This window comes from Lentzea sp. NPDC092896 (assembly GCF_044754905.1).
GTDB lineage: Bacteria > Actinomycetota > Actinomycetes > Mycobacteriales > Pseudonocardiaceae > Lentzea.
In genome coordinates this window covers 22,344-39,037 of record NZ_JBIVPX010000003.1, presented here as the reverse complement: position 1 = coordinate 39,037, position 16,694 = coordinate 22,344, and the positions used below count along the sequence as shown (strand labels likewise).

Genomic DNA, 16,694 nt, shown 5'->3' with positions numbered 1-16,694 from the left:
CCTCAATCCTGCCCCATCCCGTTGAACCTCACTCGGAAGATGGTCGGCCAGTTCTTGCCTGTGACCAGGAACTCGTCGGTTCCGGGGACGTGCGCGATGCCGTTGAGGACGTCCACGTCGCCCGCCGGCTTGAGCGAGGACAGGTCGTAGGTGTTCGTCACCTGTCCGTTGGCCGGATCGATGCGCACGATCTCGTCGGTCTTCCACACGTTCGACCAGACCTTGCCGCCGACGCACTCCAGTTCGTTGAGCTGGGTGAGGGGCTGGCCTGCCCGCGTGACCTGCACGCTTCCGGTCTCCTTGAACGACTTCGGGTCGCGGAAGGTCAGCTTCGCGGTGCCGTCGCTCATGATCAGCTGCTTGCCGTCGTCGCAGATGCCCCAGCCCTCGCCCTCGTAACTCACGCGGCGGAGCTCGTTCAGCGTCTTGCGGTCCCGTTCTATCGCGACGCCGTTCTGCCACGTGATCTGCCAGATGGTGTCGCCGACGACGGTGATGCCCTCGCCGAAGTAGTCCGGCGGCAGATCGACCTTCTTCTGGACGTTGCCGGTCGACGGATCGAGCGCGCGCATCGTCGACTCGCCCTCGAGCCCGGTGCCCTCGTAGAGGACGCCGTCGACCAGTTCCAACCCCTGGGTGAACGCCGAGGTGTCGTGCGGAATCTTCTGCAGGACTTCTACCTGCGGTTTCGTCTCCTGCGGAGTTGAGCAGGCGGCCAGCACCGCGACGAGGACCAGCCAGATGGGTGAGCGCACCCAACGGAGGGTGGCACGAGTTTTCGTCCCGGCGAAGACCTGCGGCACAATTCACCACGTGACCGCGACTGAGATGCTCCTCGACGCCGTTGATCTCGCCCGCGCAGCTGCGCAGGAAGAGGCCGGGGTGGAACGCGTCGGCGCTCACGTCGGGGTGCAGGACGAGGACGAGTACTCCGTCACCCATCTGTTCGAGGCCGAGCACGCGGGCTATCGCGGCTGGAGCTGGGCGGTGACCGTCGCCCACGCCGGCGAGGGCACGCCCGTCTCGGTCAGCGAGGTCGTGCTGCTGCCCGGCCAGGACGCCCTGGTGGCCCCGGAGTGGGTGCCGTGGAGCGAACGGGTCCGTGCCGGTGACCTGGGCGTGGGCGACCTGATGCCGCCCCGCGAGGACGACCCGCGCCTGATCGAGGCGTACGTGCAGTCCGACGACCCGGCCATCGAGGAGGTGGCGCTGGAGATCGGCCTCGGCCGCACCCGCGTCCTGTCCCGCGAAGGCCGCGTCGACGCTGCCGACCGCTGGGCGGCCTCCGACTTCGGCCCGCGCTCCGACATGGCCCGCAGCGCCCCCGCGCACTGCGGGACCTGCGGTTTCTACACCCGCGTGGCGGGTGCGTTCGGTGCCGCGTTCGGCGTCTGCGCCAACGAGATCGCTCCGGCGGACGGCCACGTCGTGCACGTCGAGTACGGCTGTGGCGCGCACTCGCAGGTCGAGGTCGACATCAGCCCGATGGTGCCGGTCGCCGACCTGGTCTACGACGACGCGCAGCTGGACGTTCTGGACGTCTCGGAGTGACCGACCCGTTCGGCACCGAGGTCCTGCGCACCTCGGTCCTGGCCGCGTGGCGTGGTTCGCCCACCCGCTTCCGTGAAGACGCGAACGCCGAGGAAGACCTCCGCATCGGTGGCTACCGGGACCGTTTGCTCGTCGAACTCGCCCAGAACGCGGCCGACGCGGCCGGTTCCGAGCCAGGTGTGTTGCGGATCACTCTCGTCGACGGCGAGCTGCGCGCGGCGAACACCGGTGCGCCCCTGACCGAGGCCGGTGTGGCCGCTCTGGCCTCGCTGCGGGCCTCCTCGAAGGAGTCCGGCGTCGGTCAGTTCGGCGTCGGCTTCGCGGCCGTGCTGGCCGTGTCGGACGCACCGCGCGTGGTCTCCACGACGGGTGGCGTCGAGTTCTCCCTGGCGCGGACCCGTGCCGAGGTGCCGGACCTGGCCTCCGAGCGCGGCGGCGACGTGCCGGTGCTGCGGCTGGTCTGGCCGGTCGTGGAGGACGTGCCGGCCGGGTTCGCGACCGAGGTCCGTCTGCCGCTGAAGGTCGACCTGTCGCTGGACGACCTGGCCGCGGAGGTGCCGGACCTGCTGCTGGCGCTGCCGGGCCTGCGTCGCATCGAGGTCGGCTCCCAGTCGTGGGAGCGCTTCGTCACCGAGGACGGCGTCGTCACCGTCGGCACGTCGCGCTGGCTGGTCGAGCGCACGGTCGGCGAACTGCCCGCGGAACTCGTCCAGGGCGTCGAGCACCGTCCTCAGTGGACCGTGTCGTGGGCGTACCCGCTGGATTCGGAACTGGGCGAGGACGTGCTGCACGCGCCGACGCCGACCGACGAGCGCCTGTCGTTGCCCGCCCGCCTGATCGCGACCTTGCCGGTCGAGCCCTCGCGCCGCCGGATCCTGCCGGGCCCGGCCGCGTGGTCGGTGCTGGACGCCGCCGCCGCTGCCTATCCGGCTCTGGTGGCACGGGTGCCGGCGATCGAGCGGACCGCTCTGGTGCCGTTGCCGGGCTTCCCCTTGTCCGAAGTGGACGATCGGCTGCGGACGGCCGTGGTGCGCTCGTTGCGCGCCTCCGCCTGGCTGCCGCTGGCTTCCGGAGAGTGGATCGAGCCTTCACGCGCTCGCGTCCTGGACGTCGGTTCCGAGGAACTCGTCGACCTGGTCGAGGACGCCCTGCCCGGGCTGCTGGACGCCGAGCTGTCCGCCCCGGTGCACGCCAAAGCCCTGGCAGCGCTGGAAGTTCCGCGCGTGACCACCGCCGAGGTCGTTGCGGCTCTGGCGGGCGTCTCCGGTGATCCCGGCTGGTGGCGTGACGTCTACGCGGCCTTCGCGCCTCTCGCCGAGGTGGATCCGGACGTCCGCGAGGCGTTGGCGTCGCTGCCCGTGCCGCTGGCCGACGGCCGCGTGGTGACGGGGCCGCGGACCACGTTGATCGCCGACGAGCCGTTGCCCGGTCTGCGGGTCGTGCACCCGGACGCCGTGCACCCGTTGCTGGTGCGGCTGGGCGCGGTCGAGGCCGGTGCCGCCGAACTGCTCGCGGATCCCTCGCTGCGCGAGAACGTGGCGCGGTCGTTGGAAGACGCCGAAGCCGGTCTCGACGGGCTTGACCTGGTCGAGACCGTGCTGCGCCTCGTGGACCGCGCCGGTCTGCGGGCAGGGGAGGAGCCCTGGCTGGGGTCGCTGGCCCTGCCGGACGGCGCCGGTGAGTGGCATCGCGCGGACGAGTTGCTGCTGCCGGACTCGGCGTTGGTCGGCGTGGTCGAGGCCGACGCTTTTCCGTTGCTCTCCAAGGAGATCGCCGAGACCTACCCGCGTTCCGCGCTGGTCGCCGCCGGTGTGGTGGACGGGTTCTCGGTGGTCGTCGACGACGAGCCCTCCGGACCGGATCACGACCTCGCCGACGAGTCCGCGTGGTGGGCGTCCGTGCCGGACGAGCCCAGTCGCGTCGTGGCCGTCCGGGATCTGGATCTCGTCGCGGACTGGCCGGCCGCACTGCGGTTGCTGGCCTCCGACCCGGTGACCTGGCGCGCGGTGACCGAGCCCGACGGCTACACGGGCTGGTGGATCGCCCGGCACGCGCTGCTGGCCGGCAAGTCGCCGCGGTCGTTCCGGCTGCCGGACGCCTCGTTGCTGGACGGGCTCTTCGACGCCGTGCCGGATCTCGAGCTGCCCGAGCACGTGCTGCGGGCCGTCGGCGTCCGGTCGTCGCTGGAGATCTGGGACGACGATGATGCCGAGTTCGTGCTGGAACGGCTCGGGGACGCGGACCGTGCGATCGCGGACGCCGTGGTGTTGCGCGCCTACGGGGCTCTGCCCGAGGGGGACTTCGCTCCGCCTGAGCAGGTTCGGGTGCTCTCCGGGGAGGTGGCCGCGGCCGAGGACGTCGTGGTGCTGGACCACCCGTGGTTGCTCGGTGTGGTGCCGGCTTCCCGCGTGCTGCTGGCCGACGGGTCGGAGGAGCTGGCCGACCTGCTGGACCTGGCGCTGGCCTCCGAGGAGTTCGAGGGTTCTCCCGACCACGTCGGCGAGATCGTCCAGTGGCGCGACCTCGGTGCCGTGCGGATGGCGTGTGAGCTCTTGGAGGTCGCGCTGCCAGACGGTGTTGTCGTCGTGCACGACGAACTGCAGGTCGACGGGCAACGGGTCGAGTGGTGGATGGCTGACGACGTTCCGCACGCCTCCGACACGCCTGAGGGGCTCGCACGGGCGTTGGCCTGGGTCACGCAGCGGTGGGCGGATCGGCACACGTTCGCCGCGCTGATCACCGATCCGAGGGCTGCGACCCTGCTGGGCTGAGCCGCTGGGTCAGGCCGGTTCGACGGTGGTGCGCAGGGAGCGCAGCGCGTCCTGCAGGAGGTCGTGCAAGGTCCGGGTCTCGCCCGGCCGGCACCAGTTCCGGAACGCCACCTGCTGCGCGAGCATGGCGGCACCGGCGGCGAGGAATGCCGTTTCAGCGTCACCGCACCGCGCTTGCAACACGGTCGCGATGGCCTCGGTGAGCGCTGCGTTCTTGGAGAGCTCGCGCTCCTGCAACTCCGGGTTGGCGGCGACAATGGCGTAACGGCGTGCCATCAAGGCACGGCGGTCCTCGAACATCCTGTCGCCAACGACTTCCAGCGCGCGCACGACGGCGTCGAGCGGCGGCAGGGTGTCGTCGCCGGCCTCGATCTCGCGGACGATTTCCTGCTGGAGCTGTGAGCTCAGCCGGAACAGCACCTCGCGCTTGTCGGCGAAGTGGTTGAAGAACGTGCGCTGGGTGAGTTCCGCCCGCTGGACGATCTCGGCGACCGTCGTGCGCTCGAACCCCTGGTGGTCGAAGAGTTCCAACGCGGCGGTCTGCAGGCGCTCGGGTGCGTCCGGTTTCCATCGCGGCATGCGCCGAAGCCTAGCGACTGCGCAATGTGCAGTCACTGCTGTACGGTGATTGCACAAGCTGCAATCATATCGGGAGGCTTCCACATGACTGAGGTGTCGATCGTCCGGCCCGGCGAGGGCGAGCTCATCGCCAGCGGTCCGTCGCAGATCCGGATCCTCGAAGACGGCAGCAACACCCACCGCCGCCTGGGCATCGGTGAAGTCGTCATTCCCCCGCGCACGCCCGGTCCTCCGCAGCACCGGCACGCGCAGCACGACGAAGGCTTCTACGTGCTCTCGGGCACCGTGCGGTTCACCATCGGGCAGGACGACCACGAGGTCGGTGCCGGCACGTGGGTGACCGTCCCGCCGGGCGCGCCGCACACCTTCGCCAACCCCGGCGACGACCCTGCGGTCATGCTGACCACCTTCACGCCGGACCTGTACGTGCAGTACTTCCGCGACCTCAAGGCCATGGTCGAGTCCGGGCAGCCCATGACGCGCGAGACGATGACGCCGATCTGGAAGAACTACGCCACCGAACCGTCCACCGAGTTCGCCTAGCTCGCTACCTCCGCCGGCTCCGGCAGTGCCTCCGCCGGGGCCTGCCGCCGCCGTCGCAGCCTCGGCTTCCCGATGTCGCCGCGCCTGACCAGGACGATCCACGCGGTGATCGTCACCAGCATCGACACGGCACCGCCGATGATGATCGGCGCCCGGCCGTTGATCTCGCCGAGCCAGCCCATGAGCGGGCCGCCGACGGGGTTTCCGCCGAGGAAGACCAGCATGTAGATACCCATCACGCGGCCGCGCATCTCGGGTTCCACGGCCAGTTGGACGGTGGCGTTGGCGGTCGTGTTGAAGGTCATCATCGCGACGCCGACCGGGATCATCATCAGACCGGTCAGGAGCATCGTCGGCATCATCCCGGAGACGATCTCCAGCAGCCCGAAGATCACGCCAGAGCCGATGAACACGGTCAGCTTCGGCGTTTTTCGCTTGGCTGCCAGCGTCGCGCCCGCGAGGGTGCCGACGGCGATCAACGTCGACAGGAGTCCGTAGGCGTCGGCGTCGCCGCCGAAGACGTTGCGGGCCACGATCGCGAGCGTCATGTAGAAGTTCATGCCGAACGTGGCGATGAAGAACACGAGCACCATGACCGTCAGCAGGTCAGGGCGGCTTCTGACGTAGCGCAGGCCCGAGAGGAGCTGGCCCTTTTCGCGCGGCAGCGGGTCGGCGCGCAGCAGTTGGGACGTGCGCATCAGCCAGATGCCGCCGACCACACCCACGAAGCTGATGGCGTTGGCCAGGAAGACCCAGCCGGTGCCGATCGCCACGATCGTCAGGCCGGCGATGGCCGGGCCGATGATGCGGGCCAGGTTGAACATCATCGAGTTGATCGCGACGGCGTTGGTCAGCTGGTCGCGGCCGACCATCTCGACCACGAACGACTGGCGCACCGGGGTTTCCACCGCCGAGAAGGCGCCCAGCAGCAGGCAGAGCAGGTAGACGTGCCAGAGCTCGACGACGCCGGTGACGTCGAGGATGCCCAGCGCCAGGGCGCAGATGCCCAGCGCGGACTCGAGCCACAGCAGGAGCTTGCGCTTGTCCATGCGGTCGGCGAGGACGCCACCCCACATGGACAGCAGCAGGACCGGGAGGAACTGGAGCGAGGCGGCGAAGCCGAGTGCGACGGGGGAGCCGTTCGAGAGTTCCAGGACCAGCCAGTCCTGGGCGACCCGCTGCATCCAGACGCCGACCAGCGAGATGATCTGCCCGGAGGCGTAGAGGCGATAGTTGTATATGCCTAAGGATCCGAACATTCCGGTACGACGAGGTGGCGAACTGTCTGCTCCACCACCCGCGTAACCCGACACGTTCTTACTGACCCGCCATCCTGTCGATGATTTCGGCGGCCCGTGTGAGCAGTTCCCGTTCCTCGGGGTCCAGCTCGGCCAGCCGCCTGTCCAGCCACGCTTCGCGGGCCGTGATCTCGTCTTCCAGGTACGACAAGCCTTCGCCCGTGAGCTCGACGATGGCTTGACGGCCGTCGGTGGGGTGCGGGCTGCGCGTGGCGAACCCGAACTCCTCCAGGGCGGCGATCACGCGCGTCATCGACGGCGGCTGCACGCCTTCCTTGGCCGCGAGCTCGCCAGGGGTCAGCGGGCCGCACTTGTGCAGTGTGGACAGCGCTGACACCTGGGTGAGCGACACCGACGAGTTGGTGCGCTGCGCTCGCAGGCGGCGGTTGAGACGAACGACGGCAAGCCTCAGCCTGCTCGCCAGTCCGTGCTGATCGATCGCCACGTAGTTAGCATACCTCACGAAATAGTTTCCTGCCGAAAGGTCAGCTCAGCAGGGCCTGGATCGGTCCCAACGAGAAGTAGACGACGAAAGCGGCCGCCACGATCCACATCAGCGCGTGGATTTCTCGTGCCTTGCCCGTCAGGGCCTTGAGCAGGACGTAGCTGACGAAGCCCGCGCCGATGCCGTTCGCGATCGAGTAGGTGAACGGCATGACGACGATCGTGAGGAACGCGGGCAGGGCGATGGTGAAGTCGCTGAAGTCGATCTCGCGGACCTGCATCATCATCAGCGCGCCGACGATCACCAGCGCGGGCGCGGCCGCCTCGATCGGCACGACCTCGTAGAGCGGCGTGAAGAACATCGCGAGCAGGAACAGCACGCCGGTCACGACGTTCGCGAGCCCCGTCCGCGCGCCCTCCGCGATGCCGGACGCCGACTCGATGTAGACGGTGTTCGACGAGCTGGACGCGGCACCACCGGCGACGGCACCCAGGCCGTCGACGAACAGGGCCTTGCTGACGTCGGGCAGCTGGCCGTCCTCCTTGATCAGGTCGGCTTCCTTGCCCAGGCCGGTCATCGTGCCGACGGTGTCGAAGAAGTCGGTCAGCACCAGCGTGAAGACGATCAGCGCGGCGGCCAGCGCCGGAATCCGCGTCCACGCGCCGAACGACACCTCGCCGAGCAGGGAGAGGTCGGGGATGCCGAAGACCTGGTCGGGCAGCGCGGGGTAGCCGAGGTTCCAGCCCTTGGCGTTGACGCCCGCGGACGGCCCGGCCTTGACGAGGGCCTCGAGGACGATCGCGAAGATCGCCGTCGCGACGATGCCGATGAGGATCGCGCCCTTGACCCGGCGCGCGAACAGCACACCCGTGAGCACGAGCCCGACCACGAACACCAGCGTCGGCCAGCTCGCGATCGATCCGTTGATGCCGAGCCCGACCGGCACGGTGGTGTTGGCGGCGTCCGGCAGCCGGCGCACGAACCCGGCGTCCACGAGTCCGATGAAGCAGATGAACAGACCGATGCCGACCGCGATCGCGGCCTTCAGTTCGTTCGGCACGGCGTTGAACACCGCGGTCCGCACACCCGTGACGACGAGCAGGAGGACGACGAGCCCGTTGACCAGGATGAGGCCCATCGCCTCTGGCCACGTGACCTTGGCGGCCACCGACACCGCGACGAACGAGTTGATGCCCAGCCCCGTGGCCAGCGCGAACGGGTAGTTGGCGATCAGTCCGAAGAGGATGGTCATCACACCGGCGACCAGCGCCGTCACCGCCGCGACCTGCCCCACCGGCAGGATGTTGCCGAGCACGTCGGGGTGCGAACCGGGCCCCGTCGGCGCGAAGCTGCCGATGATCAGCGGGTTCAGCACCACGATGTAGGCCATCGTGAAGAAGGTCACGACACCGCCGCGCAGTTCACGCGCCACGGTCGACCCGCGCTCGGAAATCTTGAAGAACCCGTCCAGCATCTGCTCTCCTTACCGATGTGTCCGAACGCGAGCACGCCCCACACCCGCCCGCACTGCCCCATCGACTGGCCGACCCCGTGCCGGTGGTGCTGGGTGGTACCGCGGTGTGGTTCCTCGGATTCCTGGTCGTGCTGCTCGTCGACCGCTCGAACAGCACCCTGATCTGGACGACGCTGTCCGGCGGTCTGCTCGGGATCATCGGGTACGGAGTCTTCTACTGGCAACGCCGAGCGGCGAGGCGCGGGTCACGCGGGGCGCAGCAAGGGCTGGAAGGCGCCTAGTCCGTCAACTTCGGGTGGCCTGTGCCCGCCCAGGTGGTCCAGACGGTCCTGCGCTCCTCGTTGATGAAGTACCAGATGCGCCCGCTGGACGTGACCTCGTACTGCCACTGGTCGAACACGACGCCGTCGACAACGAGGCGCGCCAGGTGGCGAACCGGACGACGTAGCCGCCTGGACGATGTGGTGGAGCGGCGCGATCGCCGCGTTTCGCAGGCAAGTCCTCACTCGTTCTCGTCGGGGTGGCCGGCGTCGAGGTCCTCGATGCTGATGGGTGTGCTGAGCGTCTGGTAGATCTCGGGGTCGCGTGAACGATCGCGGTGTTCGCCCACTCGTGCGTCATCGTTCCGAGCAGAGACCACTGACCGAGCTCGGCGGATGCGTTGATGGCTTGGATGAACTCCTGCACGAACTCCGCACGGTCTGGCTCGGGCAGTACCCCGATCCAGGGGAACTCGTCCTTCAACGCGTCAGCCACGACGTCAGGCCCGGCGGCCCTGTACGCCGATCGCATTGCGCGCGCAGCCATGGAAGCAGAGGTGTGCTGGTTCTGATGCTGGTCGGCTCGTACCAGCATCAGGTCCGCGCCATCGCGGCGCTTGACTCGGACTTCGTGCTGCTTGATCGGGTGAGATCGCGCCAAGACTTCCCAAGGAACCGAAGTTAGGCTAACCTAAGTCTCGTCGCTTCGTGGTGGGAGCGGCAGTCAGTTCGGGAACGGACGAGGCCCCCTCTGGGCAGAGGGGGCCTCGTCGTATTCAGCAGCGGGGAGCTTGTCGGAGCACCCACCGCCGAAGCTCTACGGCAGCCGCAGCCCGTTCTTGCCGGCGCGCGCCGCCTCGAAGCGAGCGGACACGTCCTCCCAGTTGACGACGTTCCACAGCGCCGAGATGTAGTCGGTCTTCAGGTTGCGGTACTGCAGGTAGTACGCGTGCTCCCAGATGTCGAACGCGAGCAGCGGCGTGGTCGCGATCGACAGGTTCGAGTGGTGGTCCTTGAGCTGCAGCGTGACCAGCTTCTGGCCGATCGGCTCCCACGCGAGGATGCCCCAGCCGGAGCCCTGGATCGAGGACGCGGCGGCGTTGAGCTGGCCGCGGAACTTGTCGAACGAGCCGAAGTGCTCGTCGATCGCGGCCGCGAGCTCGCCGACGGGCTTGTCGCCGCCGTTGGGCGAGAGGTTCTTCCACCACACCTGGTGCAGCGCGTGGCCCGCGAGGTGGAACGCCAGCGTGGTCTCCAGGCCGACGATGCCCCCGAAAGCCTCCTTGTCGCGGGCCTCCTCGATCTGCTCCAGCGTGTCGTTCGCGCCCTTCACGTAGGCGGCGTGGTGCTTGCCGTGGTGCAGCTCGTTGATCTCGCCGATGATCGCCGGCTCGAGGTCGCCGTAGTCGTAGTCGAGATCCGGCAGCACGTACTGGGCCATGACATCTCCCCAATTGCAATCTCTTGGTATTTGCAACTTACTAGCAACAAGGGTCAGTTAACCAGTTGCGCGCGGTCGTACCGTCGTAAGCGTGTCCGTGCTGACAGCCAGGAACATTTCGCTGTCGTTCGGTCCGAGGACCGTGATCTCGGAGGTTGATTTCGATGTTTCGCCTGGTGACCGCGTCGGCCTGATCGCGCCCAACGGCGTCGGCAAGTCCACGTTGCTCCGCCTGCTCGCCGGTGAGCTGCTGCCGGAATCCGGATCTGTCTCCAGCACCGGGACCGTCGCGCACCTGACGCAGGAGACCCTCCACGTGACTGGAGAGTCGCTCAGGGACCACCTCGCACGGCGCACCGGCGTCGCGCAGGCCGAGCAGTGGCTGCAACGGGAGGCAGAAGCCCTCGCGGACGGCGGCGGTGAGCGGTACTCCGACGCGTTCGACCACTGGACCGCCATCGGTGCCGGTGACTTCGACGAACGCGCGGACGCCGTCTGCGAACGTCTTGGCCTGCGGGCGGATCTGCTCGACGGCCGGGAGCCCGACGCGTTGTCGGGCGGTCAGCAGGCGCGGCTCAGGCTGGCGGCGGTCCTGCTCACCCGTGCCGATGTGCTGCTGCTCGACGAGCCGACGAACGACCTCGACGCCGCCGGGCTCGACCTGCTGGAGTCCCACGTCAGGGCGTATCAGGGCGCGATCGTGCTGGTCAGTCACGACCGCGAGTTCCTGGCGCGCACCACGACCGCGATCGCCGAACTGGACGAGTTCACCCACAGGATCACCGTGTTCGGCGGTGGGTGGGACGCCTACGTCGAGGAGAAGGCGAACGCGGGCCGTCGGGCGCAGGAGGAGTACGAGGCGTACTCGGCCAAGCGCGACTCGCTGGTGCAGCGCAGCAGGCAGGTCAAGGAGTGGTCGCGGCAGGGCGTGCACCGGGCGAACAGCGCCAAGGCGCGCAGGGACGAGCCGGACAAGAACGTTCGCGCGGGTCGCACGCAGTCGGCGGAGAACCTGACCGCCAAAGCGTCCGTTGTGGACCGTCAGCTGGCCAGGCTGGACGAGGTCGAGGAACCGCGCGAGGCCTGGGAGCTGCGGCTCACCCTGCCGTCGGCTGGGCGGGGCAGCTCGGTCGCGTTCACCCTGCGCCACGCCGTGGTCAGTCGCGGCGACGTGACGCTCGGACCGATCGACCTCACGATCGGCGCCGGTGAGCGGTGGCGCATCACCGGTCCGAACGGCTCCGGCAAGTCGACGTTGCTCGGCGCGTTGCTCGGCCGCGTCCCGCTGTCCGAAGGCGACCGTTCCATCGGACCAGGCGTGGTCGTCGGCGAGGTCGACCAGCTCCGGGCGGAGTTCGCGAGCGACGAGAGCGCGTTGCGGATCGTGGCGGACGCGACGGGGTTGCAGGACGTCGAGGTGCGCACGTTGCTGGCGAAGTTCCGGCTCGGCGCGGACGCCGTGCTGCGACCGGCGCGGGACCTCTCACCGGGTGAACGCACCCGCGCGGGATTGGCTTTGTTGCAAGCTCGTGGCACTACGTGTTTGGTCCTCGACGAACCGACGAATCACCTCGACCTGCCGGCCATCGAACAGCTGGAACAGGCGCTCGAAAATTACGAAGGCACGTTGTTGCTGGTCACGCACGATCGGCGGCTCGCATCGGCCGTGCGGGTGGATCACGAGATCAACGTCCGCGACCTTCTCACGTTTCCTCGTGTGAAGGGTGGAAGATATGAGGCATGACCACCGAGGAGGACTGGCCGGTCGAACAGACCTGGTCGATGCGCAACACCCACTGGCACGCCTATGTGGAACACACTTCGCTCGATCACGCCTCCCCTCGCCAGGTTCGGCTCGAACGCACCCCTGAGGAAGTGCTGACGTCGCCGGCGGAGGTGGCCGCGTGGCTGGAGGTCAACCTCCGCAGCGCCACCAGGCCCGAGGAGACCGGCAAGAAGCGGGTGACGGACGAGCGCGACTTCACCGACTCGAACCGCGTGCACGCCTCACTGGCGTCGCGCGGCGAGTCGATCTACACGGGTGTGAAGGGCGAGCTGACGCTGGCGGTCGAGGCCGTGACGCCGGACGAGTGCCGGATCTCCCACGACGGCGCGGACGTCGCGCCACTGAAGGCGGGGCGCCGCCGCTGACGTTCTGAGGCTGGACGCCGCCGCTAGATTCGATTCCCTGGGGGAGTTTCACGCTGGGGGATGCGATGAGGCGGGTTCTGGCTGTGCTGGGAGCGCTGGTCCTGGTGATCGCCGGCGTCGTGGTGTGGCAGCGGTCCGACGAACCGCCGCCCAGGTACGTGGTGCTGCAGTTCGCGGACGCGTCGGAGCTCTGGCGTTCCGGCGACCCCGAGACACCGCTGGTCAGGCAGGTCGCCAGAGAACTCGCCACGCGCGGGTCGCTGTCCCTGGACAAGCTCCGCCGGGACGGCGCCGTCGTGGTGACGACGATCGACGCGAAGGCGCAGTCCGGTGCCGCGGCCGCGATCCGGGAGAAGGCGTCCGGGCGTTCGGGACTGGTGGCCGTCGACCCCGCCAGAGGCGCCGTGCGGGCGTACGCGCCGGGGGAGGACGCTGCCGTCGATCGCGCGGGCGGTGTGGTGAAGCAGCCCGGTCCGGTGTTCTTCCCGTTCAGCGCCGCCGCTGCGGTGCAGGAGGGCAAGGCGCTGGACCAGGGCGACGCGGAACGGGCGGTCAGGATCGCGCAACGGGCCGGGGTGCCGGAGTACGCCGACGTCGAGGGCACCCGGACCAAGCTGCTCGACGGGCCGGACGGCGGACTGCGGCCGCTCGACCTCGCGTCCGGGTACGCGACGTTCGCCGCGGAAGGCGTGCACCGCGACGCCCACTTCGTCACGCACGTCACCGACGTGCACGGTGCGACGCTGTACCAGGCGCTGGACACGCCGCAGCCGGCGTTCGACCGGGATCTCTTGCGCAGCAAGGAGATCGCGAACCAGGTCAACGAGGTGCTGAGGAACGACCCGGCGTGCGGCAACGACCTCTGGATGGCCTGCCGTGCGGGAGTGTGGCCGGGGCACGCGTGGTTCGCCGGGGCCACCCCGGAGCTGTCGGTGGCGGTGCTGGCAGAGGACGAGGCCGGCGGCGCCGTTGACGCCGGCCTGCCCAAGGCCGTGTGGGAGAAGTTCCTCGAGAAACTGCGGCCCTAACCCACGTGCCACGTGTGCACGGGCTCGCCCGCGTGCATCAGCTCCATGTACCGCTTGAGCATGCCGGACAGGGCACCGTCCCTCGACAGGCCGCGCTCTTCCAGCAGCGCAACGGTTTCCCGCTGCCACGACGATCCCGTGCGCCGCGCGAGGCAGCGCTGCTCGATCACGCCGAGGTAGCGCTCACGGGCCTCGTCGGAGACGCCGCAGTCGCGCAGGCCGTCGTGCGCCATCGGCAGCAGCCGGCGCAGCACCAGCTCGTCCGGTGGGATCCACCCGATGCCCGGCCAGTACAGCTGGGCGTTCATGCCGTGCCGGGCACCGGTGTAGAGGTTCTCCTCGGCCGCCTGGAACGACATCTGTGTCCACAGTGGACGTTCCTGGGAGGTGAGCGCGCGCTGGGCGCCGTAGAAGAAGGCGGCGTTGGCCATCGTGTCGAGCACGGTGGGTCCCGCGGGCAGGACCCGGTTCTCGACGCGCAGGTGCGGCACCCCGTCGACGACGTCGTAGACAGGGCGGTTCCAGCGCCAGATCGTGCCGTTGTGCAGTCGCAGCTCGGAAAGACGAGGCGCGCCACCGGCTTCCAGGACCTCCAACGGGTCCTCGTCGTCGGTTTCGGGCAGCAGGCTGGGGAAGTAGCGCACGTTCTCCTCGAACAAGTCGAAGATCGACGTGATCCAGCGTTCACCGAACCACACGCGCGGACGGACGCCCTGGTTCTTCAGCTCGTCCGGACGGGTGTCGGTGGCCTGCTCGAACAACGGGATGCGGGTCTCGTGCCAGAGCGCTTTGCCCAGCAGGAAAGCCGAATTCGCGGCGATGGCGACTTGCACGCCCGCGAGGCACTGCGCGGCGTTCCAGTGCGCGGCGAAGTGCGTCGGCTCGACCTGCAGGTGCAGCTGCACGGACGTGCAGGCGGCCTCCGGCAGGATCGACTCCGCGTACGTGTCCAGCTTCTCCGGGTTCTTGCCCGGCATCGCCGGGCCTTCCATGCGCAGCACCATCTCCTCGCCGCGGGCCTTGAAGATGGTGTCGTTGAGGAGCGCGTACCTCGGCGCCTCGGAGAGCCACTTGCGGTCGAAGTGCCTCTCCCGCAACGTGGGCAGCACGCCGATCATGGCGAGGTTCGCGCCCGCGTCGTTGGCCTTCGAATCGGCGTTGTCGAGCGACGTGCGCAGTTCCTCTTCCAGGCCAAGCATCTCACCCCCGGCCAGCTCGCGCGGGGGGACGTTGATCTCCAGGTTCTGCTGCCCCAGCTCCAGCGTGTAGGAGGGATCGTCGATCTTCTCGAGCACCTCCGAGTTCGCCATCGCCGGCCGCATCGCGTCGTCGACGAGGTTCAACTCGATCTCGAGCCCCATCTGCCGACGGGGAAAGGAAAACGTGTCTTCGGCCAGCATCGTGGCCAATGCGTCGAGACTTCGCTGCATCTTCTCGCGATAGCGCTGGCGATCGTCTCTGGTGAAAGTGCGGCTGGACACTTCACTTCCCATGCCGCTACCCCTTCGCTCGGCGCCGGTGGGCGCGGGCCAGGCGGAACGCCAAAAGTCGCACAGCACAATCCCCCTTTACATCGCCCAAAACGGTGCTCTCTGTCACATGGAGGTAACAACCAGCGATCATCCCCTGGTCGGACGTGTGCGGTTCCGCCCTCCGGACTACCTCGCCTGTTCCACCTCCGGCCGGATGCGAAACTTCCGGCGTGGCGAAGGTGATCGAGATCAACGACCCGGCGGACCCTCGGCTGGACGACTTCCGCGACCTGTCGACGGCCGACCGCAGGCCTGATCGGCCGGGCGGACGAGGACTCGTCATCGCCGAGGGTGTCGTGGTGGTGGAACGTCTGCTGGCGTCGCCGTACCCGGTGCGCGGGCTGCTCGGGGTGCGGCGGCGGATCGAGGCGCTGGACCTTTCTGACCTGGACGTTCCCGCCTACGTGACGTCAGCAGAGGTTATGGCGTCCGCCGTTGGTTTCCACTTGAACCGGGGTGTACTCGCGGCGGCGGATCGCGCTCCCGCGGTGTCGTTCGAGGAGCTCGCCGAGACCTCCCAGCGCCTCGCCGTGCTCGAAGGCGTGGGCGATCACGAGAACCTGGGTTCGATCTTCCGCAACGCCGCCGCGCTGGGCGTCGACGGCGTCGTGCTCGGCCCCGGTTGCAGCGATCCGCTGTACCGGCGCAGCGTGCGGGTGTCGATGGGCCACGTCCTGCGCGTGCCGTTCGCTACCACAGATGAGTGGCCCGCGGCGCTGAACATGTTGCGGCAAAAGGGTTATACCGTTGCCGCTCTGACGCCGCGCCCATCCGCTCTGCATCTTGCAGACGCCGGGTTGCGCGGCCGTCGCGTGGCGGTGCTGCTGGGTTCGGAGGGGCCGGGCCTCACCGACGAGGCGATCGACGCCGCGGATCTGGCCGTGCGCATCCCGATGTCGTCCGGCGTCGACTCGCTGAACGTGGCCACCGCGGGCGCGGTGGCGTTCTACGCCCTGCTTTAGATTCAGAGCAGCGTCAGGATCAGGGCCAGCCAGGCGACCAGCACCCCGGTCACGACGCCGTACGCGACCCAGCGCCACACCGGCACCTTGCGCCCGAGCCAGACCGACGGGGCCAGCCCGCCGACCACCAGCACGTTCGCGACGAGCGCGAGCCACCGGCTGGTCTCGCCCAGGCCGAGCGACAGCGACACGACGGTCACCGTGACGATCGCGGCCGTGATGACGCTGACCGTGAGCCCGGTGCCCCAGGGCGTCGGCTCGGGTTCGTCCTCGACCAACGTCGGAACCGGCACCTCGGCCGCCTCGGGGGCGTCGACGCTGACCAGTTCGCCGCTGACCGGGTCGGTGTAGCTGACGGGGGAGTTCATGACCGACGCGATCCTGCCCGCGAGCTGCTTGCCCCTGCGCGCGACCAGCGCACTGGCCACGCCGTCGGCCGGCGTCTCGGAGCGCACCACCGCGTCGGCGACCTTGGCCCACTCGTGCAGCGCCTCCGCGAGATCCGCGCCGAGGGGCAGGCTGTGCGGGTCGACCTCGCGCTCACCGGAGTCGTCTTCCCCGGCCAGCACGGCGCGGCCGTCCCGGACTCGCAACTCCACTGCGTCCTCCTCGGTCTGGACCTTCGGCCAGAAACCTATCGGACGCGGTGACCCGTGGTG

17 protein-coding genes are annotated in these 16,694 nt (G+C 68.9%); 8 read left to right on the top strand and 9 right to left on the bottom strand.

Annotated elements, in window-relative coordinates:
• Nucleotides 1–2 precede the first annotated feature (2 nt).
• Nucleotides 3–755 carry a glutaminyl-peptide cyclotransferase gene (locus ACIQF0_RS15840; protein ID WP_401030081.1) on the bottom strand — a complete coding sequence of 251 codons (753 nt, stop codon included), beginning with the start codon at nt 753–755 and terminating at the stop codon, nt 3–5.
• Between the two features lie 58 nt (nt 756–813).
• Between ACIQF0_RS15840 and ACIQF0_RS15835 the strand changes: the two genes are divergently transcribed.
• Both ACIQF0_RS15835 and ACIQF0_RS15830 read left to right on the top strand, forming a co-directional pair.
• Entirely contained in the window at nt 814–1,551 is a 738-nt protein-coding gene (locus tag ACIQF0_RS15835; RefSeq protein ID WP_401030079.1) for a DUF3027 domain-containing protein, read from the top strand.
• Entirely contained in the window at nt 1,548–4,322 is a 2,775-nt protein-coding gene (locus ACIQF0_RS15830; protein ID WP_401030077.1) for a sacsin N-terminal ATP-binding-like domain-containing protein, read from the top strand. Before ACIQF0_RS15835 ends, ACIQF0_RS15830 begins: the two co-directional genes overlap by 4 nt.
• Before the next feature lie 9 nt (nt 4,323–4,331).
• On the opposite strand, the gene ACIQF0_RS15825 is transcribed toward ACIQF0_RS15830, so the two are convergent.
• The gene (locus ACIQF0_RS15825) at nt 4,332–4,901 is read right to left on the bottom strand and encodes a TetR/AcrR family transcriptional regulator (RefSeq protein ID WP_401030075.1); all 570 of its coding nucleotides are present in this window, start codon (nt 4,899–4,901) and stop codon (nt 4,332–4,334) included.
• 84 nt (nt 4,902–4,985) lie between these two features.
• Between ACIQF0_RS15825 and ACIQF0_RS15820 the strand changes: the two genes are divergently transcribed.
• Complete coding sequence (locus tag ACIQF0_RS15820) at nt 4,986–5,444, top strand: cupin domain-containing protein (RefSeq protein WP_401030073.1); 459 nt, start codon at nt 4,986–4,988, stop codon at nt 5,442–5,444.
• Here ACIQF0_RS15820 and ACIQF0_RS15815 read toward each other — a convergent pair.
• The 3 genes from ACIQF0_RS15815 to ACIQF0_RS15805 are packed head-to-tail and all read right to left on the bottom strand — an operon-like array spanning nt 5,441 to nt 8,661.
• Complete coding sequence (locus tag ACIQF0_RS15815; protein ID WP_401030071.1) at nt 5,441–6,703, bottom strand: MFS transporter; 1,263 nt, start codon at nt 6,701–6,703, stop codon at nt 5,441–5,443. The two genes, ACIQF0_RS15820 and ACIQF0_RS15815, sit on opposite strands and share 4 nt — an antisense overlap.
• A 58-nt stretch (nt 6,704–6,761) precedes the next feature.
• Nucleotides 6,762–7,187: a MarR family winged helix-turn-helix transcriptional regulator gene (locus tag ACIQF0_RS15810; protein ID WP_396424978.1), complete on the bottom strand. Its 426-nt coding sequence runs from the start codon at nt 7,185–7,187 to the stop codon at nt 6,762–6,764.
• Between the two features lie 40 nt (nt 7,188–7,227).
• A complete protein-coding gene (locus tag ACIQF0_RS15805) occupies nt 7,228–8,661 on the bottom strand; it encodes an NCS2 family permease (protein ID WP_401030068.1) in 1,434 nt (477 codons plus the stop codon).
• 17 nt (nt 8,662–8,678) lie between these two features.
• Between ACIQF0_RS15805 and ACIQF0_RS15800 the strand changes: the two genes are divergently transcribed.
• Nucleotides 8,679–8,942: a DUF2530 domain-containing protein gene (locus tag ACIQF0_RS15800; RefSeq protein WP_401030066.1), complete on the top strand. Its 264-nt coding sequence runs from the start codon at nt 8,679–8,681 to the stop codon at nt 8,940–8,942.
• Here ACIQF0_RS15800 and ACIQF0_RS15795 read toward each other — a convergent pair.
• Both ACIQF0_RS15795 and ACIQF0_RS15790 read right to left on the bottom strand, forming a co-directional pair.
• A complete protein-coding gene (locus ACIQF0_RS15795; RefSeq protein ID WP_401030064.1) occupies nt 8,939–9,061 on the bottom strand; it encodes a hypothetical protein in 123 nt (40 codons plus the stop codon). The genes ACIQF0_RS15800 and ACIQF0_RS15795 overlap by 4 nt on opposite strands.
• A 677-nt stretch (nt 9,062–9,738) precedes the next feature.
• The gene (locus tag ACIQF0_RS15790) at nt 9,739–10,362 is read right to left on the bottom strand and encodes a superoxide dismutase (RefSeq protein WP_401030062.1); all 624 of its coding nucleotides are present in this window, start codon (nt 10,360–10,362) and stop codon (nt 9,739–9,741) included.
• A gap of 91 nt (nt 10,363–10,453) precedes the next feature.
• Here ACIQF0_RS15790 and ACIQF0_RS15785 point away from each other — a divergent pair, with 91 nt between their 5' ends.
• From ACIQF0_RS15785 to ACIQF0_RS15775, 3 genes are all read left to right on the top strand, one after another.
• Complete coding sequence (locus ACIQF0_RS15785) at nt 10,454–12,106, top strand: ABC-F family ATP-binding cassette domain-containing protein (RefSeq protein ID WP_401030060.1); 1,653 nt, start codon at nt 10,454–10,456, stop codon at nt 12,104–12,106.
• A complete protein-coding gene (locus ACIQF0_RS15780) occupies nt 12,103–12,513 on the top strand; it encodes a hypothetical protein (protein ID WP_360046606.1) in 411 nt (136 codons plus the stop codon). The genes ACIQF0_RS15785 and ACIQF0_RS15780 overlap by 4 nt, the downstream gene beginning before the upstream one ends.
• Nucleotides 12,514–12,578: 65 nt before the next feature.
• A complete protein-coding gene (locus tag ACIQF0_RS15775; protein ID WP_401030057.1) occupies nt 12,579–13,541 on the top strand; it encodes a hypothetical protein in 963 nt (320 codons plus the stop codon).
• Here the strand turns inward: ACIQF0_RS15775 and ACIQF0_RS15770 are convergent.
• Nucleotides 13,538–15,034, bottom strand: coding sequence for a glutamate--cysteine ligase (locus ACIQF0_RS15770; protein WP_401030055.1), 1,497 nt, complete (start codon nt 15,032–15,034; stop codon nt 13,538–13,540). The two genes, ACIQF0_RS15775 and ACIQF0_RS15770, sit on opposite strands and share 4 nt — an antisense overlap.
• Nucleotides 15,035–15,243: 209 nt before the next feature.
• On the opposite strand from ACIQF0_RS15770, the gene ACIQF0_RS15765 reads away from it, so the two are divergent.
• The gene (locus tag ACIQF0_RS15765) at nt 15,244–16,035 is read left to right on the top strand and encodes a TrmH family RNA methyltransferase (RefSeq protein ID WP_401030053.1); all 792 of its coding nucleotides are present in this window, start codon (nt 15,244–15,246) and stop codon (nt 16,033–16,035) included.
• A 2-nt stretch (nt 16,036–16,037) separates the two neighbouring features.
• Here ACIQF0_RS15765 and ACIQF0_RS15760 read toward each other — a convergent pair whose 3' ends face one another.
• Nucleotides 16,038–16,634: a DUF2537 domain-containing protein gene (locus ACIQF0_RS15760; protein ID WP_401030051.1), complete on the bottom strand. Its 597-nt coding sequence runs from the start codon at nt 16,632–16,634 to the stop codon at nt 16,038–16,040.
• Nucleotides 16,635–16,694: the final 60 nt, after the last annotated feature.

Excerpts from the sequence above, each read along its gene's own strand:
- ACIQF0_RS15825 (WP_401030075.1), bottom strand. The coding sequence starts at position 4,901 with ATGCCGCGATGGAAACCGGACGCACCCGAGCGCCTGCAGACCGCCGCG.
- ACIQF0_RS15820 (WP_401030073.1), top strand. The coding sequence starts at position 4,986 with ATGACTGAGGTGTCGATCGTCCGGCCCGGCGAGGGCGAGCTCATCGCC.
- ACIQF0_RS15815 (WP_401030071.1), bottom strand. The coding sequence starts at position 6,703 with ATGTTCGGATCCTTAGGCATATACAACTATCGCCTCTACGCCTCCGGG.
- ACIQF0_RS15805 (WP_401030068.1), bottom strand. The coding sequence starts at position 8,661 with ATGCTGGACGGGTTCTTCAAGATTTCCGAGCGCGGGTCGACCGTGGCG.
- ACIQF0_RS15790 (WP_401030062.1), bottom strand. The coding sequence starts at position 10,362 with ATGGCCCAGTACGTGCTGCCGGATCTCGACTACGACTACGGCGACCTC.
- ACIQF0_RS15780 (WP_360046606.1), top strand. The coding sequence starts at position 12,103 with ATGACCACCGAGGAGGACTGGCCGGTCGAACAGACCTGGTCGATGCGC.
- ACIQF0_RS15775 (WP_401030057.1), top strand. The coding sequence starts at position 12,579 with ATGAGGCGGGTTCTGGCTGTGCTGGGAGCGCTGGTCCTGGTGATCGCC.
- ACIQF0_RS15770 (WP_401030055.1), bottom strand. The coding sequence starts at position 15,034 with ATGGGAAGTGAAGTGTCCAGCCGCACTTTCACCAGAGACGATCGCCAG.